The organism is Kitasatospora sp. NBC_01287 (assembly GCF_026340565.1).
GTDB lineage: Bacteria > Actinomycetota > Actinomycetes > Streptomycetales > Streptomycetaceae > Kitasatospora.
The window spans coordinates 579,088-603,112 of the sequence record NZ_JAPEPB010000002.1 but is presented as its reverse complement, the minus strand read 5'-3'; the positions used below and the strand labels follow the sequence as shown (position 1 = coordinate 603,112).

Genomic DNA, 24,025 nt, shown 5'->3' with positions numbered 1-24,025 from the left:
GTGCTGCTCTTCACCGTGGTCTACGGCATCCTCTCCGTTATCACCTGGAGTGCCTTCGTCTACAAGGTCAGGGACCTGCTCCGGGACCGGCACAACCGCGAGCTCCAACTGCTCTGCCTGGCCATCGCGAACTTCGCGGCGCCCTTCGTGCTCGCCTCGCCGGCGGTGTACGTGGGCATCGACCGGATCCTGGGCGTGCCCAACATCGCCACGCTGATCATCTACACCTGCGTGGCCGTCTGCCTCACCTCCTTCGTGGCCCTGCTGGTCAGCTGGTCCTCCGCCGCCCAGCACCAGGTCCGGCTGCGGCACCGGCTGCTGGTGGGCTACTCGGTGACCACGCTGGTCGTGATGGCCGTCTTCTTCTTCCTGGGCAACGTCAGCGGTGAGGAGCACCCGCTCGACTTCGACGTCCACTTCGAGCACGTCCGCTACATCTCGGTCTTCCTGCTCTCCTACCAGCTGCTCTTCACCGTCAGCATGGCCGGGCTGATCACCCTGTGCTGGCGCTACGCGCGGGCCGTCGACGGACCCTGGCTGCGCCGCGGCCTGCGGTTCGTCACGGTGGGGGCGGTGTTCGGCGAGGGCTACGCCGTGCCCAAGGTCGTCAACATGCTCTGGGACCTGTTCGGCCCCTCGCCGCTGCACTACGTCTCCAGCGTGGTGGCGCCCATGTCGGCCAGCGTCTCCGCGGCGCTCTTCGCGGTCGGGTTCACCATGCCGGCCTGGGGCGCGGGCGTCAGCCGGGGCCGGGAGTTCGCCGCGACCTACCGCGCGTACCGCAGGCTCTACCCCCTGTGGCACGCCATCGCCGAGCAGTTCCCGGAGATCGTGCTCTTCCCGCCCACCCCGCGCACCGCCCGGCGCGGAGCCGGCGAGCTGCGCCGACTGGTCGGGCGCCAGGTGATCGAGATCCGCGACGGCCGACTGGCCCTGCGCCCGCACGACGACCCCGAACTCGGCCACACGGCGCGCGACATGGAGCTGCTGGTGAGCCGCCAGACGGTGGAGATCCGGGACGGCCAGCTCGCGCTGCGCCCGCACTACGAGCCGGCCCTGGCGAGCGCCGCGCGCGAGCTGGCCCGGTCGAAGGGCCTGACCGGCGACCGGGCGGAGGCGGTCGTCGAGGCGGCCCGGATCGCCGGCGCGCTGCGGGCCAGGGCCGCCGGCGAGGCGCCGCCCGAGAGCCCGGGCCCCGCCCCGCACGATCCGGCGGACGGCGACCCGCAGGCGGAGGTCGTCTGGCTGATCCAGGTCGCCGACGCCTACCGCGGCTCCCCGCTCGTGCGGGCCGCGCTCGCCGCCGACCGCCCCCGCGCCGACCAGGTGGACGCGTGAGCGGCGCACCCCGGCAGCGGGCCGACGCCGGCACCCTCTTCGACGCCGCGCTGCTGGCCGACCCGCACGGCGGCTACGCCCGGCTGCGGGCGGCCGCCCCCGTGCACAGGACCACCACCCCCGACGGGGCGCCGGTCTGGCTGGTCACCCGCTACCAGGACGTGCGCGCGGCGCTCGCCGACCCCCGGCTCTCGCTCGACAAGCGCACCGCCGGCAGCAGCGGTGAGCACGGCGCCTCGATGCCGCCCGAGCTGGACGCCCATCTGCTCAACCTGGACCCCCCGGACCACACCCGGCTGCGGCGCCTGGTCGCCACGGCGTTCACCCCGCGCACCGTCGAGGGCCTGCGCCCGACGATCCAAGCGTGCGTGGCCGCACTGCTCGACCGGCTCGCCGCTCCCGGCGCGGACCTGATGGCCCAACTGGCCGTGCCGCTGGCGCTGACCGTCATCTGCGACCTGCTCGGCATCCCGGACGCCGGGCGCCCGGACTTCCGCCGCTGGACCGACACGCTGCGCTCACCGGCCCCGGACGCCGCCAAGGCCTCGCGGGCGGCGATGGGTGAGATGCACGGCTACCTGACCGCGCTGATCGCCGAGAAGCGCGAGCACCCGGCCGACGACCTGCTGACCCGCCTGATCGCCGCGCGCGACGAGCGCGAGAGGCTGAGCGAGCCGGAACTCGTCGCGCTGGCCTTCCTGATCCTCTTCGCCGGCTACGACAACTCCGCCAACCTGATCGGCAACGCGCTGCTGGCGCTGCTCACCACCCCGGGGGCGGTGGCGGACCTGCGCGGCGGCGCGCTGGAGCCGGAGGCGCTGCTGGAGGAGACGCTGCGCTGGAACTCGCCCTCCATGCTCGCCTCGCGCCGCTTCGCCCGCGAGGACCTTCAGATCGCGGGCGTCACCATCCCGGCCGGCGAGCGGGTCTGGCTCTCCCTGGTCTCCGCCAACCGCGACGAGGCCAGGTTCGCCGCCCCCGCCGAGTTCCGCCTCGACCGTGAGGGCGGCCACCTGGGCTTCGGCCACGGCCTCCACTACTGCCTCGGCGCCGCCCTGGCCAAGCTGGAGGCGCAGACCTCCCTCACCGCCCTGGTGCACCGCTTCCCCGGCCTTGTGCTGGCAGGGCCGGCGGCTGACCCGGCCGCCGGGCTCGCCTGGCACGGCTCGTTCCGCAACCGGGGGCTGCGGGAGCTGCCCGTGGTGTGGTGAGGGACGGGGGCGGTGCAGGGGCTCAGTAGTGGTCGAGCACCCGGGAGAGGAAGCGCCGGGTGGCCGGATGCCGCGGCTCGGTGAACACCTGCTCGGCGGTGCCCTGTTCGCGGATCACCCCGTCCTCCAGGAAGCAGACCTGGTCCGCGACCTGCCGGGCGAAGCCCATCTCGTGCGTGGCCATCAGGATGGTCAGCCCGCGCTGCTTGAGGTCCGCGACCACGTCGAGCACCTCGCCCACCAGCTCGGGGTCCAGGGCCGAGGTGATCTCGTCGAAGAGCAGCAGCTCCGGTTCGGTGGCCAGCGCGCGGGCGATCGCGGCGCGCTGCTGCTGCCCGCCGGAAAGCCGGTCGGGGTGCTCCAGCGCCTTGTCCGCCAGGCCCAGCCGGGCCAGCAGCTCGCGTGCGTGCTGCTCGGCCTGACGGCGCGGCACCCCGTGCACCTGGCGCGGCGCGAGGGTGATGTTGTCCAGCACGCTCAGGTGCGGGAAGAGGTTGTAGGCCTGGAAGACGATGCCGATCCGGCGGCGGGCGAGGTTGGCGTCCAGCCGGGGATCGGTCAGCTCGCGCTCGCCCAGGTGGACGGTGCCGTCGTCGACCACCTCCAGCAGGTCCACGCAGCGCAGCAGGGTCGACTTGCCCGAGCCCGAACCGCCGATCAGGCAGACCACCTGGTGCTCGGCGACGTCCAGGTCGATCGAGCGCAGCACCAGGCGCGAGCCGTAGCTCTTGCGCAGGCGGCGGATCCGCAGCAGCGGCTCGGAGCCCGGCAACGGCTCGGAGCCCGGCCGCAGGTCGGAGCCCGGCAGCTGCTCGGACGTCGGCTGGCGCTCCGCGCCGGGCCCGGTCATCGCGCCGCCTCCGCCCAGGTGCGCTGCGCCGCCCGCCGCTGGAGCCGGTCGGCGAACCGGGTCAGCGGGATGGTGACCGCGATGAACAAGAGTGCCGCTCCCAGGTAGGGGGTGTAGTTGAAGGCGTAGTCGGCCTTGATCTGCGCGACCCGCAGCGCCTCCAGCGGACCGAGCACGGCCACCAGCGCGGTGTCCTTCTGCAGCGCGATGAAGTCGTTGAGCAGCGGCGGCAGCACGTTGCGCACCGCCTGCGGCAGCACCACGTGGCGCAGCGCCTGCCGCTCGTTCAGCCCCAGCGCCCGCGCGGCGTTGCGCTGGGCCGGGTGCACCGAGTTCAGTCCCGCGCACAGCACCTCGCCGACGTAGGCGCCGTAGGAGAGCACCAGGGCGATCACCCCGAGCACCCAGGGCTGGGTGGGGGTGCCCTGCAGCCGCAGGGCCGGCAGGCCGAAGCCGACCAGGAAGACCAGCAGCAGGGTCGGCACGCCGCGGAAGACGTCCACGTAGGCGGTGGCGGCCAGCCGCAGCGGTTGCAGGCCCGGCGCCCGGGTCACCCGCACCAGCGCGACCAGCAGCCCCAGGACCAGGATCAGCACCTCGGCGATCAGGAACATCTGGATGTTGAGCCAGAAGCCCCGCAGGATCTCCGGGAGCGTGCCGCGGAACTCCGCCCCGTCCAGGAACAGGCTGCGCACGCGCTCCCAGCCCGGTGAGGCGACCGCGGCCGCCCCCAGCGCCACCAGGCAGAGCAGGGTGCACCCGGTGGCGATCCAGGTGCTGCGGCGCCTGCGGGTGCGGCGGTAGCGCTCGCGCTCCTGCTCCCGGGCGCTCGGCCGGTACTCCTCGTCCGGCGGTGTGGCCTGCTTGTTCAGCGCGGCCGTGCTCGCGTGGTCCACTCTCGCCCCGTTACCGCTTCAGCTCGGGCACGTTCGCCGAGGCGGACAGCCACTGGGTGGTGATCTTGTCGAGGGTGCCGTCGGCCTTGACGGCGGCCAGCGCCTGGTTGACGCAGGAGGTGTACCCGCTGTCCTTCTGCAGCAGCAGGCCGAACTGCTCGGGCGTGCCGCCGTCGTAGTCGAACTGGCCCAGGATCTTGCCGTTGTCCAGCTCCGCGCCGGCCAGGTAGAAGACGGTCGGCATGTCCGTGACGATCGCGTCGATCTGGCCGTTCTTCAGCGCGTTGACCTCGTCGCTGGTCGTGTTGAAGACCCCCGGCTGGTGCGAGGGCTTCAGGTCGTCCTGCACCGCCTGGAGGCTGGTGGTGGCCACCTGCACGCCGATCCTGGCGTCCTTCAGCGCGCCCAGCGACGTGGCACCCGCGTACTTCGAGTCGGCGAGGGTGAGGATGCCCTGCTTGGCCGTGTAGTAGCTGGTGGAGAAATCCACCGCCTTGGCACGCTCCGGCGTGGCGGAGATCTCGTTGATGTCGAAGTCGAAGTTCTTCGCGCCCGGTGCGTACGAATTGTCGAAGGGTTCGACCACCCACTTCACCTGGCTCTGGCCGAATCCGAGCTTGGCGGCCACGGCGTAGGCCACCGCGCTTTCGAAGCCCTTCCCGTCGGCCGGGTTGTTGCTGTCGAACCAGGGCGAATAGGCCGGGGAATCGGTGGCGACGGTCAGCTGCCCGCTGGTGTGCAGGCCCGGGCTGGTCGTGGTGCAGGTGGGGCCGGCCGAGCCGGCCGCCGTGCTCGCCGCCTGCGGCTGGGGCGCGCAGGCGGCGGCGGTGAGCACGACGGTGGCGCCGAGGGCAGCCGTGAGAGCCGTCCGAATACGGAGCATGGGGAGGTCCTTAGGGAGGGAGTCCGGAAAGGGGGTACGGAAAAGCGGCCGGGCCGGTGCGCTCAGCGACACAGATCGGCGGCACAGCGCACGTTGTCCACGTGGCGGCGGCGTACCAGGGGAGATGTTCCGGACATGCGTTTCAGCATTCCGGGCGGGGGAGTGCGATGTCAATCGCGTCGGCAACTGTTCGGTAACGCCGGCACAACATGTCAGCTGGTGAGATGACAGAGCCGGTCGCCTTCGCGCAGTCCGAAGAGGTCGGCCGCGGAGCCGCCGCGCACCACCAGTTCGGCGAAACCGACCCCCGAACTCCCGGTGGTGATCCCCGGCTCGCCGAGCGGGACGTCGGGCAGCCGGTCGTAGCAGCGCACCTGGACGGCCCGCTCCTCGCGCCGGCTGTGGACGCTCAGCACGGCCGAACCGGCGTAGCCGGGCAGCGCGGTGGCGGGCCGGTCCAGCTTGCAGTTGCCGAAGTTGTCCACCACGGCCACCCGCACGGCGTCCGCTTCGGAGTCCGGGTGCGCCGCCGGCGCCGGCAGGGCCAGCGGGCGGGCCGGGACCGGGTGGCCGTCGACCAGCCAGCGGGCCAGCAGCGGCACGTACCAGAGGCTGCGGAACTGGGTCCGGGCGATCTCCTCCACCTCGGCCGCGGTCAGTTCGGCCCACTGCCCGGCGGCCGCCTCCAGCACCTCGCGGACATCGGTGACCTGGACCTCGGTGACGCCGAGGTGGGCCGTCAGCGGTGCCAGCACCCGGTGGTTCAGCGTGCTGATCACCAGGTGCCCCCCGTGGCGGAACCAGCAGAACGGCGCGCCGTTGGGCCAGTGCCCGTCCCGCGGGGCGATGTTGACCAGCACCACCAGCGGGTGGGTCGGGCCGCCGGTCAGGCCGGTGGCGCGCAGCAGGTCCAGCAGGGTGAGCGCGGCGGCGCCCTCCGGGTCGGGGCCGGCCAGCGGCAGGATGCTCGGCGTGGCGCCGAGGAGCGCGGCGATCCTGGCGGACTGGCGGGCCAGCGCGTTGGGATCGGCGCAGTCGGTGAGGGAGATGACCGGTGGCTGGGGCATCGCGGGTACTTCGCCTTCTGTCGGGTGTTCTGGCTGTCGGGTGTTCTGGTGCTGCCGGAGGTTCTGGTTGCCGGGTGTTCTGGTCGCCAGGTGTTCCGGTTGCCGGGAGTTCCGGTTGCCGGGAGTTCCGGGCGGGCGAGGAGGATCGGGGCAACAAAAAACGGACCCTCCGTTTCCGGAGGGTCCGTCGCGTCGTGCGCGCACACGGCTTCGCTAGCGAAGCGCCTCCGGGAGCGGGGGCATCATTCGCATCATGGCGAGGGTGGCGGTGTGCTGCATGTCGCGGACTGTAGCACCGCGTGGCCGTCGGCGGTGCGCGCTGTCCGGTACCTGGACACGTGCTCGGCCGGTGGCCACCCTCATGACGTGGCCCGCTCCGTGCGGGCCCGGTCGGCCGCGCCGAGCGGGCCGAGCCCGAGGTGGTCGCGCAGCGTGGTGCCGGTGTACTCGGTGCGGAAGGCGCCGCGCTCCTGCAGCAGCGGGACCACGGTGTCGGCGAACTCGTCCAGGCCGCCGGGCGTCAGGTGCGGCACCAGGATGAAGCCGTCGCTCGCGTCCGCCTGCACGAACTCGTCGATGGTCGCGGCGACCTGCGCCGGGGTGCCGATGAAGGACTGCCGCCCGCTGACCTCGATGGCGAGCTCCCGGATCGACAGGCTCTTCGCCTCGGCCAGCTCGCGCCACTGCCCGGCCACCTCCAGCGGGTCGCGGTGCGTCCGCACGCTCGCCCGGCCGCGGGCCACGGTGTGCTCGCCGACCAGCGGATCGATCGCGGGCAGCGGCCCGTCGGGGTCGTAGGAGCTCAGGTCGCGGTTCCAGACCTGCTCCAGGAACTTGATCGCGGTCTGTCCGCTGACCTGCTGACGGCGGATCAGCTCGGCCTTCTCCTGGGCGTCGGCCTCGGTGTCCCCCAGCACGAAGGTGGCGGCGGGCAGGATCTTCAGGTCCTCGGGGGAGCGGCCGTGGCGGGCCAGGCGGCCCTTGACGTCGGCGTAGAAGGCCTGGCCGGCGGCCAGGGTGCCGTGCCGGCTGAAGATGGCGTCGGCCGAGGCGGCCGCGAACTCCCGGCCCTCGTCCGAGTCGCCGGCCTGGAAGATCACCGGACGTCCCTGCGGGCCGCGCGGCACGTCGAAGCGCCCGGTGATGTCGAACTGGCTGACGTGGTGGTCGAAGGCGCCAGCTTGCGGATCGCGCAGGAAGACCCCGGAAGCCTGGTCGGCGGCTATCTCGTCGCCGCGCCAGGAGTCGAACAACTCCCAGGTGGCGGCGAGGAACTGCTGCGCGCGCAGGTAGCGGTCCCGTTCGGCCAGGAAGCCGCCGCGCCGGAAGTTCTGGCCGGTGAACTCGTCCCAGGAGGTGACCACGTTCCAGGCGGCCCGGCCGGCCGAGAGGTGGTCGAGCGAGGCGAACTGCCTTGCCACCTCGTAGGGTTCGTTGAAGGTGGAGTTGATCGTCCCCGCCAGCCCGAGCCGCTCGGTGACCGCGGCCAGTGCGGCCAGCACGGTGAGCGTGTCCGGTCGGCCGACCACGTCGAGGTCGTAGATCCGGTCGTTCTGCTCGCGCAGGCGCAGCCCTTCGGCCAGGAAGAGGAAGTCGAACTTGGCCCGCTCCGCCGTCCGCGCCAGCTCGACGAAGGAGCTGAACTCGATCTGGCTCCCGGCGGCCGGGTCGCTCCAGACGGTGGTGTTGTTCACGCCGGGGAAGTGCGCGGCGAGGTGGATCTGCTTGCGTGGCTTGCTCATCGCGATGGGTCCCTGTGGTCTGGGCCGGGCGGGCGTCAGTGGGTGGCGCCGGCGGTGGCGGCCGCGGCGGCGTAGCGGTTGGCGGGGCGCGGCAGGCCGAGCAGACCGCGCAGCGTGCCGCCCTGGTACGAGGTGCGGAAGGCGCCGCGGCGCTGCAGCTCCGGGACCAGGCGCCGGGTGACCTGCTCCAGGTCGTGCGGCACGGTGGCCGGGCGCAGCCGGAAGCCGGACAGCCCGGCCCGCGCCCAGTCCTGCAGCAGGTCGGCCAGCTCACCGGGCGTGCCGGTGAACACGTGGGCGTCACTGGCGAATTCGGCGCCCGCCACCTCGTCCAACCGGGCCTTGCGGGCGGCGGCCGCGCCCGGGGCGTCGTCGAGGAAGACCACGAGGTCGCCCAGCACGTGCACCGTCTCGCCGTCGCGTCCGGCGGCGGCCTGCTCGGCGCGGATCGCGGCGAGCTGGGCGCCGGCCTGGGCGGCGTCGCGCGGGGTGACGAAGCCCAGGTCGGCCGCGCGGGCGACCAAGCGGTAGGGGACGGTGTCGTGCGCCAGGGCGGCCACGATCGGCTGGCCCTGCGGCGGGCGCGGCGTGATCGAAGGGCCCTTGACGCTGAACTTCGCGCCCTGGAAGTCGATGTAGTGCAGCTTGTCGCGGTCGATGAAGCGCCCGGTGGCGGCGTCGCGGATCTCCGCGTCGTCCTCCCAGCTGTCCCAGAGCCGCCGCACCACCTCGACGTAGTCGCGGGCCTCGTCGAACAGCTCGGTGACCAGGGCCTGCACCTCCGGTGCGGCCAGGTCCGCGAAGGAGAAGGGGGGTAGCGTCCGGCGGCCGAAGTGCGCGGCCTCGTCGGCCCGCGCCGAGACCTTCACCCGGACCCCGGCCCGCCCGCCGCTCACGTAGTCGAGGGTGGCGATGGCCTTGGAGAGGTGGAACGGTTCGGTGTGGGTGACCACGGCGGTGGGCAGCAGGCCGATGTGCCGGGTCAGCGGGGCCACCCGGGCGGCGATCAGCACCGCGTCCAGTCGGCCCCTGACCTGGTCGGTGCGGTCGTCGGGTGCCGAGGGGTCGGCGGACTGCAGGCTGAGCGAGTCCTCGATCGTCACGAAGTCCAGCAGGCCGCGCTCGGCCTCGGTGACCAGGTCGGTCCAGTAGCCGGCCGTGAACAGCTCGCCCGGCCGGGCGTCGGGCTCCCGCCAGGCGGCGGGGTGCCAGCCGGCGCCGTCGAGGGCGAGCGCCAGGTGGAGGGCGGGATGCGGTTGGGCCATGGACGGAGTCGCTTCCTGCTCGGTGGGCCGCCGCACGGGCGGGACGGCCGCGGGCGTGCCTCGGGGCGGCAGCGCGCGCGATGGGCGCGGTGCGCTGCGGGGGCACGGGTGGTGTGGGCGTGCGGGGAGTACGGGTGCGGGGAGGCGGCGTGCGAAGGGTCGGCGTGCGAGGAGTCGGCAGGCCTGGGCGTCAGGGCGCCGGGGAGCACCTGGAGGTCAACGGACCCGGGACGCGAGGGCGGCCCCGGTGCTGACAGTGGTGTCGGCGGCGGTGCCGGCGCACGCGGCCGGGACGTGGGGCCCGCAGGCGGGCCGGTGGTGCGTCAGGCCGGACACAGGGCGCTGGCGACACGCTGCAGGTCGATGTGCCGGCGCGAGTAGGCACCAGTGGCCCGACGCGCGATCAGGCAGCGGCCGCAGGAGTGGAGTTCGGCTCCCGGGCGTGCGTCCAGCGGTCTCGTCCTCGTCACCTGCGCCGCACCCCCCATCGCCTCGTCACCTCGTCAGCTGCGTGCACCGTATAACCGCCCCGGTGGCGAAAACAATCCCCGTCGGTTCGGGACGAATCGCGAGGCCCCGGCGGTCAGGGGCGCGCCTCGGGCCCGGTGGCGGGGACCCGGACGGAGCGGAAGCCGACCCGGCGGCGCAGTTCGAAGCCGAGGGACTCGTAGAGCCGGATCGCGTCGGTGTTGCTCGCGGCCGCGTGCAGGAACGGCGTCTCGCCCCGGGCCCGGATGCCGGCCGCGACCGCGTGCACCAGCCGGGTGGCCAGCCCCTGCCCGCGGTGGCCCTCGGCCGTGCAGACGGCGCTGATCTCGGTCCAGCCCGGCGGGTGCAGTCGCTCACCGGCCATCGCCACCAGCACACCGCCGCGCCGGATCCCGAGGTAGTGGCCGAGCGCGATGGTGCGCGGCAGGAACGGGCCGGGCTTGGCCCGCTCCACCAGCGCGAGCATCTCCGGCACATCGGCCGGACCCAGCGGGATGGCCTCGTCGTCGGGCGCGGCGGCGACGCCCGCGTCCACCAGTTGGACCCCGGCGAGGTCCATCACGACCTCCCACCCCGCGGGAGCGGAGCCCAGGATCCCCGTCACCGGCACCACGGCGCCGGGCCCGAAGAGCGCGGCCACGTCGCGCCAGGTCTGCTCGTCCGGCCGTTCCGGCAGGGCGGCGAACGGCGAGACGTCGACCGGGTAGCGGAGCACCTCGCCGCGCCGCTCGGCCAGGTGCGCGTGCGCCCCCAGCAGGGCGGCGCGGACGGGGTTGTCCAGCGGGTGCGGGGCGGCGGGCGGGACGGGGTGCCCCGGACCTGGTGCGGCGTCGGCGTCGGCGGTGAGCAGGTGGGAGGTGGGCGTGGGCATGCGGTTCCACTCCTCGGTGTCTTCTCGAAGGTGCTGGGGCGGCGCCGGCCCACCCTCGCGGATCGCGAAGGGCGTTGTCGGCGGCTGGAGTTGCGGGGGTTCGCGGAAGGCATCCGCGTCGCGGTAGTTCCCGCGCGGTCGGGGGCGGATGCGTCAGGTCACCGGTGGGTCGGCGTCAGGTCGGCGGCCGGAACGGCGGCGGATCACCGGCGGGTCGGTGGCGGGTCGGTGGCGACGCGGGTCGGTGGCGACGCGGGTCAGCGGCGACAGAGGCCGGTCGGCGCCCCGGTGTTGTCCAGCCAGCGCCGCCGCACCAGTGCCGGGCAGGCCAAGCGCGGCCATCCGGAACGCAGTTGGCGTGTGCTCATACCCGGCCTGTCTGGATCGGTACCACGGGGAGGAACAACCGTACCGCTCGTGTCCGTGCTGGTCGGATGCGACCTCCACCACACCGGTGGGGATTGCCCAGGGCCGGGCGAGCGGTTAACGTGAGCCCCGGTCATGAGCGTCAGCGTCAAGCCCTGGCTCGCTGACCGGCAACCCTCGTCCGCGGTGGGGTGCTCCAGGTGACGACCCGACAGGACGAGGTGTCCGGTAAGCGCGCGGCCCACGGGCCAGGCAACTGGGAGGTGATCGACATGCACGCACGGCACCGCAGCACGACGCCGCGCCCGCACGGGTCCTTCCAGGCCCGGGTCGCCCGGCGCCACGTCGATCTGCTCCGGGTGAGCAGCGCCCTCTGTCGCGGTTGAGCGACGCCGGCCCCGTGCCGCCGCTGACCTGACCGGAGCCGACCTGAGCTGCTTCGACCTGACCTGACCTGGTTCCGCCGGGTCCGACCCGGTCCGGTCCGGTCCGTCCGACCTCTGCCCGGCCCTGCCCCGACCTGAGTGTCGGCCGAAGGCCGGTGCCCCGCCGAACCGCCGCCGCGCAGGCGCGGTCGGGCCGATCACCCGTACCCCGGCCGCACCCGCGGCGCACGGTCCAGGGTGCCCTCCGATGCCCGGGTTTCCTCGACCCCGCTGGAGCTCCTCCGATGAACGAACCACCCCCCTCCCTCCTCACAGGCGCCCGAGGGCCGTCCGGCCTCGGGCTCGCCCCCGGGTCCGCGGTGGCCTCCGGGTCCGTGCCGGCGCCGACCTCGCCGGGGTCCGCTGCCGAACAGTCCACCACCCAACGGCCCACCGCCGAGCGGCCGCTGCCCGCGGAGCGGGTGATCCCGCTGCGCCATCCCGGCCGGTGGCTGGCGACCGCGGTGGTCGTCGTGCTGGTCGCGCAGTTCGCCCACGGCCTGGTGACCAACCCGTTCTACCAGTGGGACCGGTTCCGCTACTGGTTCGTCCGTCCGGTGATCATGAACGGGCTGGTCGTCACCCTGGAGGTCACGGCGCTGAGCGCGGTGCTCGGGCTCGTGGGCGGCATCCTGCTGGCACTGGGCCGCCTGTCGAAGAGCCCGGTGCTGCGGGCGGTCAGCTGGACGTACGTCTGGCTCTTCCGCTCGGTGCCGCTGATCGTGGTCCTGCTGATCCTCTACAACGCCAGCGCGCTGTACCGCACGCTGAGCCTGGGTGTGCCGTTCGGGCCGGGCTTCGTGCACTTCGACGAATCGGCCCTGGCCACCGACCTGGTGGTGGCGACCGTCGGCCTGAGCCTCAACGAGGCCGCCTACGCCTGCGAGGTGGTCAGGGCCGGGATCCTCTCGGTCGACCAGGGCCAGCACGAGGCGGCCGCGGCTCTCGGGCTGCCCAGGCGCTACCAGTTCACCCGGATCATCCTGCCCCAGGCGCTGCGGGCCATCGTCCCCTCCTACGTCAACCAGCTGATCGGGCTGATCAAGGGCACCTCGCTGGTCTTCTACGTCTCGCTGCTGGACCTCTTCGGCGAGGTCCAGAGCATGGGCAGCACCTACCCGGGGGACGTGGTGCCGCTGCTGATGGTGGCCACCGTCTGGTACGTGCTGCTGACCAGCGTCGTGTCGGTCGCGCAGTACTACGTGGAGCGCCACTACTCGCGCGGCGCGCTGCGCACCGTCCCACCGACGCCCCTGCAGCGGCTGCGGGCGGGCCTGCGCGAGCTGCGGACCCGCGCCACCGAGTCCGGGGCGGTGCGCGGATGAGCGCCGTGACGTCGAACGGGAGGGGCGGGGTCGTGAACGCGGTCGGGACGGAGGTGATCGAGGCCGATGAGGTGCGGCCGGCGGCGGTCCAGGTCCACGGCGTGCACAAGTGGTACGGCACGCACCGTGCGCTCGACGCCGTGGACCTGACCGTGGAGGCCGGGCAGGTCGCGGTGATCCTGGGACCGTCCGGGTCGGGCAAGTCGACGCTGCTGCGCACGATCAACCACCTGGAGAAGCCGGACGCGGGCCACGTCAGCGTCAGCGGTGAGCTGATCGGCGTGCGCCGGCAGGGCACCCGGCTCAAGGAGCTGAGCGAACGGGCGATCCTGGCCCAGCGTGGCCGGATCGGCTTCGTGTTCCAGCACTTCAACCTCTTCCCGCACCTGAGCGCGCTCGACAACGTCGCCGCCGCACCGGTGGCGACCGGTCGCGTCGGCCGGGCCGAGGCACGTGAGCTGGCCCTGGGCCTGCTGACCCGGGTCGGGCTCGCGGACAAGGCCGACGCCTATCCGCGCCAGCTCTCCGGCGGCCAGCAGCAGCGGGTGGCGATCGCCCGCGCGCTGGCGCTGCGGCCGGGTGTGATCCTCTTCGACGAGCCGACGTCCGCGCTGGACCCCGAACTCGTCGGCGAGGTACTGGCGGTGATCAGGGACCTCGCCACCAGCGGGACCACGCTCATCGTGGTGACCCACGAGATCGGCCTCGCCCGCGAGGTCGCCGACCTGGTCGTCTTCCTCGACGCCGGGCAGATCCTCGAACAGGGCACGGCGGCCGAGGTGTTGGACAACCCCCGGCACCCGCGCACGAAGGAGTTCCTCAGCAAGGTCATCTGAGGCGATCGGCGCGCGACGTCCGCCCGCCCCGCAGCCCCCTCAACACCCGCCGACCCGCACCAAGGGAGAAGCATGTCCAGCACCAGCACCAGCACCAGCACCAGCACCGGAATCAGCGCCAGCACGACCGCCGGCGCGACCACCGGTTCCACCACGACCGCCACCGGCACGACCGCCGGCACGAGCACCGGTGGTACCGATCCCAGAGCCCGCACCGACCGGGACCGCGGTCTCAGACGCCGCCGGCTGCTCCCCCTCGCCGCCGCGTTGGTCGCTCTCGGCACGGGCCTGACCGCCTGCGCCTCCAGCGCCACCGGCACGTCCGCCGGCCCCAAGGCCGACGCGCCGGCGGGCAGCACCGTGATCGATGTCGGGGCCGTGTCCAACGGAGCGGCGACCGAGACGCGACTGACGGTCACTCAGGTCGCCTCGATCCGGGCCGAACTGCCCGCCTCGCTGGTCAGCGGCGGGCAACTGCACATCGGCCTGGGCCTGCTGCCGACCGGCTCCGCGCCACTCGGCTACATCGGCTCGGACCAGAAGACCCTCACCGGCTCCGAGCCCGACCTCGGCCGCCTGGTCGCCGCCGTGTTCGGGCTCAAGCCGGTGCTCTCCAACGCGACCTGGGACAACCTGTTCGTGGGCATCGACAGCGGGAAGACGGATCTCGGCTTCTCCAACATCACCGACACCGAGCAGCGCAAGACCAAGTACGACTTCGCCTCCTACCGCCAGGACAACCTGGGCTTCGAGGTCCTGAAGAGCGACGCGTGGAGCTTCGACGGCACCTTCGAGAGTCTCGCCGGGAAGACCTTCGCGGTCGGCGCCGGCACCAACCAGGAGAAGATCCTGGAGCAGTGGCAGAGCCAGCTGCAGGCCGAGGGCAAGAACCTGACCATCAAGTACTTCCCGGACAACAACGCCACCTACCTCGCGCTGGACTCGGGCAAGATCGACGCCTACTTCGGTCCCAACCCCGATGTCTCCTACCACGTCACGCAGAGCGCGAAGTCGCCCAACCCGACCCGCAGCGCTGGTAAGTTCTCCGGTGCCGGAGCCACGCTGCAGGGGCTGATCTGCGCCACCACCAAGAAGGGCGACGGGCTGGCCAAGCCGACCGCCGACGCCATCAACTACCTGATCCAGCAGGGCGACTACGGCAAGTGGCTGACCGCCTGGAACCTCGCGAACGAGGCCGTCCCCACGTCGGCCGTCAACCCGCCGGGGCTGCCGCTGAGCAACTCCTAGGAGCTTTCCGGTCGATCTTGTCGGATCAGCGCGCGGTGTTGGGCGCCCGGCTGGGCGTGCGCCCGAGTCGTCCTCGTACTGGACGTACTTGGATGATTCGGGCGTGCGTCCAGCCGGGATGCCCGGCGTCGCGGGCCCGGCGGGAATTGTCAGACACGGCCTAGGTGCGCGGTCCTACTCCAGGCAGTCCTACTGCATGTCCCACTCTTCCAGCAGGTCGAAGAGGTGCCGGTCGCCTTCGAGCTTCAGGGAGTCCAGCGGGATGCGACCGTAGAAGGCCAGGACCAGGTCGCTCGCCGTACCCCGGACGGAGACGTCGACCGACTCCGAGTCCTCGCCGGCGGCGGGGCCGGATTCGGGCAGACGGAAGGCCCGCGAACCATCGGCGGAGAGCGATTGGCGCCAGGAGCCGCCCTCGGTGACGTGATAGTCGACGACGGCGGGCTTGTGCGGCCAAGCGACCGTCGTGGTGCAGCAGGTGAACAGGAAGTCCTCGACGCCATCAAGCGCCACCTCCTCCGGCAGCGGCTCCGGGGCGCCCACGGTGAGCTGGGCGTCATAGGTGTGCATCGCGATCTCCTGGAGCTGGTGCCGGGCGACGGCGCCGCAGGTCCGCGGCGACTGCGACGAGCCCCACCACGTCCAGCAACCGCGCTCCGGGCCGGCCTCCCGCAACGCGTCCAGCATCTGCTGCGTCGACTCGGCCAGCCAGGCGAGCAGGGCCTCGCGCTCCTGCGGTGCGGCCAGGCCCTCTCCCGCCAACTTGCCCGAGGCGTCCGGCCCAGCCGCGACCGTGGCGGCCCAGGCGCGACGCCCCCCGCCCAGGTGGTGCACCAGGTCGAGCAGCGTCCACTCGGGGCAGGTCGGCACCTGCACATCGAGGCTGGGCGCGGAGGCGATCGCGGCCCGGAAGGCGGCCGACCGCTCGTCGATCAGGCGCAGCAGCTCAGGGAAGTCCAAGGTCTTGGTCACCCGGGGTTTCTATCACTGTGCGGCGGCGACGTAACAGCGATTTTCGCGGGCCGGCCTCCACCTTCGCGGCGCGATGATCTGGATCAAGGACCTCACCAGAGCTGCCGCTTGATCACGACCAAATAAGCGCCCTAGGTGTACTGACCACGGAGGTTGGTGACAGGGCTCACGGCTGGCAGATCTTGAAATGAGTGAGGGCCTTCTGGCCAGGTGTGGATTGCGACATCTACCCCAGCGCCAGAAAGGCCCTCATGCCACACCGTAACGCACCCCTGACTGAGACCGGACGCCTGCGCCTGGCCCGATGCGTGGTCGAGGACGGCTGGCCGCTGCGCCGGGCCGCCGAACGCTTCCAGGTCTCGCCCACCACGGCCAAGCGCTGGGCGGACCGCTACCGGGCCCTGGGCGAGGCCGGCATGGACGACCGGTCCAGCCGCCCGCACCACAGCCCGCGCCGCACCCCGACCCGCACCGAGCGCCGGATCATCAAGGTCCGCGTCCTGCGCCGCTGGGGACCGGCCCGCATCGCCTACCTGCTGGGGCTCAACCCCGCCACCGTCCACCGGGTCCTGACCCGCTACCGCCTCGCCCGCCTCACCCACCTCGACCGCGCCACCGGCCGCGCCATCCGCCGCTACGAACACGACGCACCAGGCGATTTGGTCCACGTCGACATCAAAAAGCTCGGCAACATCCCCGACGGCGGCGGCCACCAGGTGCTCGGCCGCCAGGCCGGCCGCAAGACCCGCTCCGGCACCGGCTACAGCTACCTCCACAACGCCGTCGACGACCACTCCCGCCTCGCCTACAGCGAGATCCTGACCGACGAGCGCAAGGAGACCGCCGCCGCGTTCTGGACCCGAGCCCAGGACTTCTTCGCCCAGGCCGGGATCACCGTCCAGCGCGTGCTGACCGACAACGGCTCCTGCTACAAGTCCCACCCCTGGCGGGACGTCCTGGCCGCCGCCGGGATCACCCACAAACGAACCCGGCCCTACCGGCCACAGACCAACGGCAAGGTCGAACGCTTCAACCGCACCCTGCTCGACGAATGGGCCTACGCCAGGCCCTACCGCACCGAGCAGGAACGACGCGACGCCTACCCCGCCTGGCTCCACACCTACAATCACCACCGCGGACACACCGCGCTCAAGGGCCAATCACCCGCCAGCCGCGTCCCCAACCTCACGGGTCAGAACACCTAGCGCCGCGTCAGCCCGGAGCGGTCCCGGGCCGGGCCGGCTGTCGCGTTCAGGGTGCGGCTCAGCGGGCGACGGCCAGGCCGAAGGGGACCGGTCCCAGTGCGCGGACCAGCGGGCCGACCAGCAGGACGAACGCCTCCGGCACTCGGGCGGTCCGCAGGTCCCCCAGGTCGATGATCCACTCCGGCGGCCAGCCCAACGCGCCCAGCAGTTCGGTGACGACCCGCTTGGCGCCGGCCTCGTCACCGGAGACGAAGGCGGTTGGCGGGGTGGCCAGGCGGGCCGGGTCGGCCATGACCGACTCGTGCAGGGTGTTGAGCGTCTTCACCACGCGGGCCGCCGGCAGCGCGCGCTGGAGCTCCTCGGCGAGGCTGCTGTCCGGGTGGCGCAGCGCCGAGGCGAAGCCCGCGGCATCGGACTCGGTGGCGTTGGCGAGGTCCACCAGGACCTTGCCCGCCAGCTCCGCCGCGAGGCCGCCGAGGAGCTCCAGCGATGCCGGGCCCGGGGTGGCGTTGACGACCACCTCGGCCGAACCGGCCGCCTCCCGCAGGCCGGTGACGCGGATGCCGGAGCCGGCCCAGGCGGGCGCGGTCCGCCGCGGGTCGCGGGAGCCCACGACGACGAGGCGCCCGGCCTCGTGAAGGCGGCCGGCGAGGGTTCGGGCCACGGTGCCGGAACCGAGGATGGCGATCGTCGTCATGGCTGTGCGCTCCTTGATCGGGGATGGATCCGCTCAGCAGTGACGCTAGGCGCGGCTACGGTGGAGCGGGAGAACGCACTTCAAGGTGCCCGGCCCGCACACGCGAGGGGATGCCATGACCGCCCGCACCAATGCCCGCACTACCGCCCGCACTACCGCCCGCACCACCGCCCGCACCAACGCCCGAGCCGCCGTGCGACCGCGCACGGCGGCGCAACGGCGGGCCGAGGCCCGCGACGCGCACCAGGCCCGCTTCGCCGACTGTCCGACCAACCGGCTGCTGGAGCGCGTCGGCGAGAAGTGGGTCGCGGTCGTCCTCAAGGAACTGGCCGAGGGGCCTTGCCACTACGGCGAGTTGGCCCGCGCGGTCGCGGGGGCGACACAGAAGATGCTCACCCAGACGCTGCGCCGCCTGGAGCGCGACGGTCTGCTCACACGCACCGTCGGCCCGAGCGTGCCCGCCCGCGTGCGGTACGCGCTCACGCCGCTGGGGCAGAGTCTGCTGCCCGTCCTGGCCGCCGTGACGTGCTGGGCCGAGCAGCACATCGCGGAGGTCGACCGGGCCCGCGCGGCGTACGACGGGGCGTAGCCCGGGGGCGCTCAGGCCGTCAGCCCGGGTCAGGCCGTCAGCCCGGGTCAGGCCGTCAGTTCGGTTCGGGGTGCCGTGCGGGGGACGGGCTCGTGGCGGATGTACCACTCGGTGCCGAGGACCCGGGCCCGGACGGCGGCCGACAGGGCCGCCACCCGGCCTGGCGCGGCGCCCCGGGCCACCTCGGTGCGGTGCGCCAGGATGGCGGCGACCTTCTGCTCCACCCAGGGGCCGACGTCGACGGTCGCGGTGACCCGCTCGTCCGGGACGCTGCGCAGGAGGGCGCCCGGGCGGAGCAGGTGCGCGCCCACCTCCCGTGCGGCCGTGTGCGGGTGGGTGGCCAGGTAGAGGGCGCCCGGCTGCCAGGGCTCGCCCGCCTCCGGGTGGAGCAGGTCGAGTCCGGCCGCGTGGACGGCGAGCAGCGTGACCCGGTGGGTGTGCACGTGGTCCGGATGGCCGCTCAGTCCGCCGTAGGCGTCGTGGGTGACGACGATCTGCGGGCGGAACTCCCTTATGTGCCAGACCAACTGACTCACCGTCTGTTCGATCGGCACGTCGCAGAACCGCGCCTTGCCGGGCGCCGACCACGCCGCGCGGGCGTCGCCGTGGCCGAGCATCCGGGGCTGCCCGGCGCCGAGGATCCGCAGGGCCTCGGCCAGTTCCGCGGCGCGCGGGGTCTCCGGCGCCCAGGTCGCCGTGACCACGGCGGTGCGCGCGCCCGCGGCCGCGTGCCGGGCGAGCACGCCGCCCGCCGACAGCGACTCGTCGTCCGGGTGGGCGAAGACGGCGAGCACACTCGGCGCGGGCGCGGGCGCGGGCGGGTTGGCGGGCACGGGCACAGCGGGACCTCGATCTTCGATCGGCGGAGCGGTTCGACACCTCCAGGTAAGCAGCCGCGGGCGGCCCGCCACCCGTGTTCCCGGCCCGGTCCCACAGAGATTTCACAAGATTGCCCCCTACCGTGCCCGGGACCCGCGTCGGCATGTCGGCCCGGGTCCCGGGCACGGATGGGAGAGCGGGCGGCATGGAACCGGAGCAGGTGCTGGGCGGGCGCTACGTGCTCTCCGGGCTGGTGGGCCGCGGGGGCATGGCGGAGGTGTACCTGGCGCGGGACCGGCGGCTGAACCGCCTGGTGGCGGTCAAGCTCCTCCGGCCGGACCTGGCGGTCGACCCCGTCTCGGCGGCCCGGTTCCGGGGCGAGGTCCTCGCCGCCGCTTCGCTCAACCACCCCTCGATCGTCGCGGTCTTCGACAGCGGCGAGGAGTGGTCGGGCGGGGCGGCGCCCGAGGGGGCGCTGCGCTACCTGGTGATGGAGTACGTCCAGGGCCGCACGCTGGACGAACTGGTGCGCGAGGGAGGGCCGATGGCGGCCGCGCGGGCGCTGGAGCTGACGCTCGGCGTGCTGGACGCCCTGGCGTGTGCCCACGCCCAGGGCCTGGTGCACCGGGACGTCAAACCCGCGAACGTGATGGTCACCGAGGACGGGCGGACCAAGGTGATGGACTTCGGGATCGCCCGCTCGCTGCGGGCGGACGCGATGAACCTGACCCAGAGCGCCATGGTGATGGGCACGGCGGCCTACCTCTCGCCCGAGCAGGCGCGTGGCGAGGCGGTGGACGGGCGCTCGGACCTCTACGCCACGGGGTGCCTGCTCTACGAACTGCTCACCGGAACACCGCCGTTCACCGGTGCGACCGCCGTCGAGGTGGCCTGGCAGCAGGTCAACGACGAGCCGCGGCCGCCCTCGGAGCTCGCGCCGGACCTGGCGCCCGGCTGCGACGCACTGGTCCTGCGCGCCTTGGCGAAGGACCGCGAGCAGCGGTTCCAGACCGCCGCCGAGATGCGGAGCGCGCTCGCGCGGGCGCTGACCGATCTGACCGCCGCGACCGAGCCGACCGCCGAGGTGCTCGGGCCTGCCGGACCGCAGGCCGTTGGACCGCAGGCAGTTGGACCGCACCCCGCCGGATCGCGGCCTGGCGGGCGCGGGCGCGGGCGGGTCCGGGGTGCCGTCCTGGCCCTCGTGATCTGCGCGGCCGGGTGCGCGGCCGCCGCGGGCTACGCGGCGAGTGGCTCGGCCGCCGCCGCGCGGACCGTCCGCACGCCCGATCTGGTGGGCAAGAGCGTCGCCGATGCCCGGCAGGGCGCGCAGGGCGCCGGGCTGCGGGTGGTCAAGGTGGTGGAGGGCGGCTGTCCCACCCCGGGGGTTCCGCTCCGCCGGGTCTGCGGCCAACTGCCCGCGGCCGGCCACGACGCGACGGCCGGCAGCGCCGTCACACTCGACATCTCGGCTCGGTAGTCGTCCCGGACGACCCAACTGGTCAAGTGCCATGCCGAGTTGCAAGCCCGCAACCGGTCGTACGCGGTGCGGTGGACGGGTGGCCGGTCAGCCGAAAAGGGTCTAGACCTAATGGACTAGACCTGAATGGTACAGACCCTTGACGTGTGCAGTCGGTGAGTGCCAACGTACAACTGAGCCCTCAGCGGGGTGTCCTGAGAAGCGCCGTCTCGTCGCGTTCCCCCACTGTTCCGAGCCGGCGCGCCAGCAAGGTCCTTCGCAGCGGCGTTCACCGCTGCGCTCGCGGTCCTGCCTCCGGGCACACGGCACGCCCGCCGTGGGTCGTTCGCCCGTTCGCGACCGAAGGGACCGATCCACCATGCACGCGAAGTCCACCAAGCGGGGGTTAGGCGCCAGCCTCGCCACCATCCTGCTGCTCGCCGGTGTCGCGGCGTTCGCCGACGGCAGCGCGGCTGTCGCCGACCCGAACACCACCACCGCGGTGAGCGCCGGACCCGCCACCTACACCCAGGCGGTGCCCGCCGGAGCGCCGTCGCAGTACAACCAGCCGCTGGAGCGGTGCGCCAACGGTGTCAACTACCCGATCAGCGGCGCCAACCCGGTCCTCAGCGAGCCGGTGACCACGCAGTTCGCCAGCAATGTGGGGCTGTCGGAGTACGTGACCTTCAGCGGCAACCAGTACTACGGCGACTGGCAGTTCGTCTTCACCAACACCTCCTCCGAGGTGCTCTCGACGGACTGCGCGGTGCTGGTCTTCCGCGCGCCGTCCGGCTCGGACGACCACGAGTACAGCGCCACCCAGCAGTTCGGCCACCCCCAGGAGGACTACCTGGAGGTGCCGCGCGGCGATGGGACGTCGTTCTACATCGCCCGGATCGACTTCCACGACGTGCCGCTGGCCCAGCGCCAGGTCGCGCCCGGGCAGTCCTTCACCTACCAGATCAGCGGTGTGCCGAGCGCCGCGATCTCGCTCACCCAGATCCGCGACTCGCTGAAGCTCACCGCCGACCTCAGTCTGACGGCGAACCAGGCGCTGGTGCAGCACTACGGCACCAACCGGCTGACCAACTGACCGGTTCGACCGGCTGACCGACCGATCCTCGGGGCGGTCGGCCCTCGGGGCGGGCGACCTGACGACGGGTCACCCGCCCCGGGCGCAGGCCGCCGCGCCGGCCCCGTCCAGTTTGCCGAGATCAGGAATGGAGTGGCCGTTGCGCCGCGCACCGAACCGGCGGACCGCCACCGGAGTGACCGCCCTGGCGCTCATCACGGTGGCCACCGGATGCACGAGTCAACCTGGGCACAGCGCCCCCGCCGGGCCACCCCCACCCCAGTCCCGGCAGGCCGCGTCGGTCGCCTCCGAGGAGTTCGGGCTGCTGGCCGGCGGCGGCTGGGCGCAAGCGTGGAGCCTGTGGACCGACAGCGCTCACCAGGTCATCTCCCAGGCGGACTTCGTGCGGCTCAACACCGAGTGCCGCCCGGTGCCCGGCGTCCCGTACGTGGTCGACCGCACCACGATCGTCGATTCGACCACGGTGCGGATCGACTGGCACCGGGCCGACGCGACCGGCGGCAACCCGACCGGCGGCAACGCGACCGGCAGCAACACCCTGCTCTACCAGGCGGGCCGGTGGCAGTTCGTGCCGGACGCGGCTTCGTTGGCGGACTACCGGCTGGGCGTCGACCAACTGGTCCAGAAGAGACGGGCCGCGGGCTCATGCCACTGACCTCCTTGACCACCGCGACCGTGACGACCGCCGCTCACGCGCGGGTCCGACCGGCCGCACCGCTGCGGCGCTTCGTCGCAGCCTGCGTCCTGGCGCTCGGCGCCGTGCTCGCCCTGGCCGGTCCGGCCGCCGCGCACGCCGACCTCGTCTCCTCCTCGCCCTCGAACGGGACGGTGGTCGCCGCCGAGCCGCGGCAGGTGACCCTCGTCTTCTCCGAGGAGGTGACCCTGAGGCTGAGCTCCGTGAAGGTGATCGGACCCGACGGGCACCGCGTCGACAGCGGCGCTCCGCACTCCGGGGGAGCCGACGGCGACAGCATCGCGGTCGACCTCGCCAGTGACCCGACACCGGGCACCTTCGTCCTCGACTGGCTGGCCACCGCGGCCGATGACGGTCACGCCACCTCGGGCTCGCTCACCTTCTCGGTGGGCGCGCCGAGCCGCACGGTGGCGGCGGGCGGCTTCGGCGCGCCGGACCGGGTGACCGACGCGGTGCTCGACCTGGCGATCTGGCTGGGCCTGGCCGGGCTGGCGCTGCTGGTCGGCTTCGCGGCGATCCGCCTGTACTGCCTGCCGGCGGTCGCCGGTACCGCCCCGCCCGGCGCCGCTGACACCTCGTCGACCGGCCGCGACCCACGCCGGGCCGCCGGCCTCGGCTGGAGTGCCCTGCTGGTCGGCACCCTGGCCCAGCTCTTCGTCCACGGGCCCGCCACCCAGGGGGAGTCGCTCGCGCACGTGCTGGACCGGCGGCTGCTCTCCGCCACGCTCGCCACCCACGAGGGCCACGCGCTGGTCGCCCGGATCATCCTGCTGGCCCTGGTGGCGGCAGTCGGCGAGCCGATCCTCCGCCGCGCCGGGAGCGCTGCCGCCGGGAGCGCTGCCGGAGGCCGGGCCGCCGCGACCCCTGCCGGCGTGGCCACCGCCACCGCCGCCGTCGTGCTGGCGCTCGCGCTCGCCGCCACCTGGAGCGAGATCAGCCATGCGACGAGCGGGAGCCTGGTGCCGCTGGCGCTGCTGGTCACCACCCTGCACGTCACCGCGATGGCGGTGTGGGCGGGCGGACTCGTCAGCATCGTCGTCCTGCTGAGCGGGGGAGCCGGCCCGCACCTGGCGGCCATCACCGCGCGCTTCTCCCGCCTGGCGCTGGGCTCCGTGCTGGTGCTGGCCGCCACCGGGCTCTACCAGGCCGTCCGCGAGGTCGGCGGGTTCGCCGCTCTGACCGGTACGTCCTACGGCAGGCTGCTGCTGGTCAAGACAGCCGTCCTCGTCCTGGTGCTCGCCGCCGCCGCCGTCACCCGCGGCCGGGTCCGCGCGAACGCACGCACCCGTGCGGCCGGCCTCGGCGAGGCGGAGGCCGTGGCCCTGCGGCGCTCCGTCCTGCTCGAACTCGCGGGCGTCACCGCCATCCTGGTCGTCACCGTCCTGCTGATCGGCACCGCCCCGGCCCGCGAAGCGCAGCACCCCCCGGCGGCGACCGCTCCCGCGACCGCTCCCGCGACCGCTCCCGCGACCGCTCCCGCGACCGCTCCCGCGACCGCACGCGCGACCGGCCCGGCGCGCTGACGCGGCGGAGCCGCCGGGGCGCGTCACGCCGACCGGCCTCCGGGAAGGTCGGCTGAGGCCGCATCAACCGATCGGTTGATGCGGCTCAACCGCGCGACCGATCGACCGGTGCCCGCCAGACAGGGCCGGACGGTCGATGCCGCCGGGGACCCGTGCGCCGCCACG

Annotated in this window: 22 protein-coding genes, 1 pseudogene and 1 riboswitch; of the genes and pseudogenes, 12 read left to right on the top strand and 11 right to left on the bottom strand. The window is 73.3% G+C overall.

Annotation, left to right across the window (positions count from 1 at the left end):
* Both OG455_RS39670 and OG455_RS39665 read left to right on the top strand, forming a co-directional pair.
* Window positions 1-1,338 carry an MAB_1171c family putative transporter gene (locus OG455_RS39670; RefSeq protein WP_266301624.1) on the top strand — a complete coding sequence of 446 codons (1,338 nt, stop codon included), beginning with the start codon at window positions 1-3 and terminating at the stop codon, window positions 1,336-1,338.
* Window positions 1,335-2,549, top strand: coding sequence for a cytochrome P450 (locus tag OG455_RS39665; protein ID WP_266301623.1), 1,215 nt, complete (start codon window positions 1,335-1,337; stop codon window positions 2,547-2,549). The genes OG455_RS39670 and OG455_RS39665 overlap by 4 nt, the downstream gene beginning before the upstream one ends.
* Before the next feature lie 22 nt (window positions 2,550-2,571).
* Here OG455_RS39665 and OG455_RS39660 read toward each other — a convergent pair whose 3' ends face one another.
* The 8 genes and pseudogenes from OG455_RS39660 to OG455_RS39630 form a co-directional block, all read right to left on the bottom strand.
* Window positions 2,572-3,399, bottom strand: coding sequence for an amino acid ABC transporter ATP-binding protein (locus tag OG455_RS39660; RefSeq protein ID WP_266301622.1), 828 nt, complete (start codon window positions 3,397-3,399; stop codon window positions 2,572-2,574).
* Window positions 3,396-4,295, bottom strand: coding sequence for an amino acid ABC transporter permease (locus OG455_RS39655; protein WP_266301621.1), 900 nt, complete (start codon window positions 4,293-4,295; stop codon window positions 3,396-3,398). The genes OG455_RS39660 and OG455_RS39655 overlap by 4 nt, the downstream gene beginning before the upstream one ends.
* 10 nt (window positions 4,296-4,305) lie before the next feature.
* Entirely contained in the window at window positions 4,306-5,178 is an 873-nt protein-coding gene (locus OG455_RS39650) for an ABC transporter substrate-binding protein (protein WP_266301620.1), read from the bottom strand.
* Window positions 5,179-5,390: 212 nt separating this feature from the next.
* The gene (locus tag OG455_RS39645; RefSeq protein WP_266301619.1) at window positions 5,391-6,245 is read right to left on the bottom strand and encodes an SAM hydroxide adenosyltransferase; all 855 of its coding nucleotides are present in this window, start codon (window positions 6,243-6,245) and stop codon (window positions 5,391-5,393) included.
* A gap of 359 nt (window positions 6,246-6,604) precedes the next feature.
* Window positions 6,605-7,987, bottom strand: a pseudogene (locus OG455_RS39640) (NtaA/DmoA family FMN-dependent monooxygenase); the annotation flags it as partial.
* A 35-nt stretch (window positions 7,988-8,022) separates the two neighbouring features.
* A complete protein-coding gene (locus OG455_RS39635) occupies window positions 8,023-9,252 on the bottom strand; it encodes an LLM class flavin-dependent oxidoreductase (protein WP_266301618.1) in 1,230 nt (409 codons plus the stop codon).
* Between the two features lie 323 nt (window positions 9,253-9,575).
* A complete protein-coding gene (locus tag OG455_RS42310) occupies window positions 9,576-9,740 on the bottom strand; it encodes a putative leader peptide (protein ID WP_353963044.1) in 165 nt (54 codons plus the stop codon).
* A 95-nt stretch (window positions 9,741-9,835) separates the two neighbouring features.
* Complete coding sequence (locus OG455_RS39630; protein WP_266301617.1) at window positions 9,836-10,612, bottom strand: GNAT family N-acetyltransferase; 777 nt, start codon at window positions 10,610-10,612, stop codon at window positions 9,836-9,838.
* A gap of 497 nt (window positions 10,613-11,109) precedes the next feature.
* A riboswitch (SAM riboswitch) is annotated at window positions 11,110-11,219 on the top strand.
* On the opposite strand from OG455_RS39630, the gene OG455_RS39625 reads away from it, so the two are divergent.
* From OG455_RS39625 to OG455_RS39610, 4 genes are all read left to right on the top strand, one after another.
* On the top strand, window positions 11,179-11,364 hold the full coding sequence (locus tag OG455_RS39625; RefSeq protein WP_266301616.1) for a putative leader peptide: 186 nt from the start codon (window positions 11,179-11,181) through the stop codon (window positions 11,362-11,364). Its footprint overlaps the riboswitch before it by 41 nt.
* Before the next feature lie 284 nt (window positions 11,365-11,648).
* Window positions 11,649-12,728 (top strand): amino acid ABC transporter permease, encoded by a 1,080-nt coding sequence (locus OG455_RS39620; RefSeq protein ID WP_266301615.1) that lies wholly within the window; start codon window positions 11,649-11,651, stop codon window positions 12,726-12,728.
* Between the two features lie 71 nt (window positions 12,729-12,799).
* A complete protein-coding gene (locus tag OG455_RS39615) occupies window positions 12,800-13,564 on the top strand; it encodes an amino acid ABC transporter ATP-binding protein (RefSeq protein ID WP_266301843.1) in 765 nt (254 codons plus the stop codon).
* Window positions 13,565-13,636: 72 nt separating this feature from the next.
* Window positions 13,637-14,812, top strand: a complete 1,176-nt coding sequence (locus OG455_RS39610; RefSeq protein WP_266301614.1) for a transporter substrate-binding domain-containing protein — start codon at window positions 13,637-13,639, stop codon at window positions 14,810-14,812.
* 189 nt (window positions 14,813-15,001) lie between these two features.
* Here the strand turns inward: OG455_RS39610 and OG455_RS39605 are convergent, their stop codons facing one another.
* Window positions 15,002-15,784 (bottom strand): maleylpyruvate isomerase family mycothiol-dependent enzyme, encoded by a 783-nt coding sequence (locus OG455_RS39605; protein ID WP_266301613.1) that lies wholly within the window; start codon window positions 15,782-15,784, stop codon window positions 15,002-15,004.
* 251 nt (window positions 15,785-16,035) lie between these two features.
* Between OG455_RS39605 and OG455_RS39600 the strand changes: the two genes are divergently transcribed.
* The gene (locus OG455_RS39600; RefSeq protein WP_266292992.1) at window positions 16,036-16,989 is read left to right on the top strand and encodes an IS481 family transposase; all 954 of its coding nucleotides are present in this window, start codon (window positions 16,036-16,038) and stop codon (window positions 16,987-16,989) included.
* Between the two features lie 58 nt (window positions 16,990-17,047).
* Here the strand turns inward: OG455_RS39600 and OG455_RS39595 are convergent, their stop codons facing one another.
* Window positions 17,048-17,686, bottom strand: coding sequence for an NADPH-dependent F420 reductase (locus OG455_RS39595; RefSeq protein ID WP_266301612.1), 639 nt, complete (start codon window positions 17,684-17,686; stop codon window positions 17,048-17,050).
* 193 nt (window positions 17,687-17,879) lie between these two features.
* On the opposite strand from OG455_RS39595, the gene OG455_RS39590 reads away from it, so the two are divergent.
* Entirely contained in the window at window positions 17,880-18,275 is a 396-nt protein-coding gene (locus OG455_RS39590; RefSeq protein ID WP_266301842.1) for a helix-turn-helix domain-containing protein, read from the top strand.
* 47 nt (window positions 18,276-18,322) lie between these two features.
* Here OG455_RS39590 and OG455_RS39585 read toward each other — a convergent pair whose 3' ends face one another.
* A complete protein-coding gene (locus OG455_RS39585) occupies window positions 18,323-19,114 on the bottom strand; it encodes a PIG-L family deacetylase (protein ID WP_266301611.1) in 792 nt (263 codons plus the stop codon).
* 185 nt (window positions 19,115-19,299) lie between these two features.
* Here OG455_RS39585 and OG455_RS39580 point away from each other — a divergent pair, with 185 nt between their 5' ends.
* From OG455_RS39580 to OG455_RS39565, 4 genes are all read left to right on the top strand, one after another.
* Window positions 19,300-20,571 carry a protein kinase gene (locus OG455_RS39580; RefSeq protein WP_266301610.1) on the top strand — a complete coding sequence of 424 codons (1,272 nt, stop codon included), beginning with the start codon at window positions 19,300-19,302 and terminating at the stop codon, window positions 20,569-20,571.
* Between the two features lie 358 nt (window positions 20,572-20,929).
* A complete protein-coding gene (locus OG455_RS39575) occupies window positions 20,930-21,643 on the top strand; it encodes a hypothetical protein (protein WP_266301609.1) in 714 nt (237 codons plus the stop codon).
* A 139-nt stretch (window positions 21,644-21,782) separates the two neighbouring features.
* Entirely contained in the window at window positions 21,783-22,298 is a 516-nt protein-coding gene (locus tag OG455_RS39570; RefSeq protein ID WP_266301608.1) for a hypothetical protein, read from the top strand.
* 5 nt (window positions 22,299-22,303) lie between these two features.
* Window positions 22,304-23,860 (top strand): copper resistance CopC/CopD family protein, encoded by a 1,557-nt coding sequence (locus OG455_RS39565; protein WP_266301607.1) that lies wholly within the window; start codon window positions 22,304-22,306, stop codon window positions 23,858-23,860.
* Window positions 23,861-24,025 lie beyond the last annotated feature (165 nt).

Excerpts from the sequence above, each read along its gene's own strand:
- OG455_RS39630 (WP_266301617.1), bottom strand. The coding sequence starts at position 10,612 with ATGCCCACGCCCACCTCCCACCTGCTCACCGCCGACGCCGACGCCGCA.
- OG455_RS39650 (WP_266301620.1), bottom strand. The coding sequence starts at position 5,178 with ATGCTCCGTATTCGGACGGCTCTCACGGCTGCCCTCGGCGCCACCGTC.
- OG455_RS39635 (WP_266301618.1), bottom strand. The coding sequence starts at position 9,252 with ATGGCCCAACCGCATCCCGCCCTCCACCTGGCGCTCGCCCTCGACGGC.
- OG455_RS39610 (WP_266301614.1), top strand. The coding sequence starts at position 13,637 with ATGTCCAGCACCAGCACCAGCACCAGCACCAGCACCGGAATCAGCGCC.
- OG455_RS39660 (WP_266301622.1), bottom strand. The coding sequence starts at position 3,399 with ATGACCGGGCCCGGCGCGGAGCGCCAGCCGACGTCCGAGCAGCTGCCG.
- OG455_RS39595 (WP_266301612.1), bottom strand. The coding sequence starts at position 17,686 with ATGACGACGATCGCCATCCTCGGTTCCGGCACCGTGGCCCGAACCCTC.
- OG455_RS39620 (WP_266301615.1), top strand. The coding sequence starts at position 11,649 with ATGAACGAACCACCCCCCTCCCTCCTCACAGGCGCCCGAGGGCCGTCC.
- OG455_RS39600 (WP_266292992.1), top strand. The coding sequence starts at position 16,036 with ATGCCACACCGTAACGCACCCCTGACTGAGACCGGACGCCTGCGCCTG.
- OG455_RS42310 (WP_353963044.1), bottom strand. The coding sequence starts at position 9,740 with ATGGGGGGTGCGGCGCAGGTGACGAGGACGAGACCGCTGGACGCACGC.
- OG455_RS39645 (WP_266301619.1), bottom strand. The coding sequence starts at position 6,245 with ATGCCCCAGCCACCGGTCATCTCCCTCACCGACTGCGCCGATCCCAAC.
- OG455_RS39580 (WP_266301610.1), top strand. The coding sequence starts at position 19,300 with ATGGAACCGGAGCAGGTGCTGGGCGGGCGCTACGTGCTCTCCGGGCTG.
- OG455_RS39575 (WP_266301609.1), top strand. The coding sequence starts at position 20,930 with ATGCACGCGAAGTCCACCAAGCGGGGGTTAGGCGCCAGCCTCGCCACC.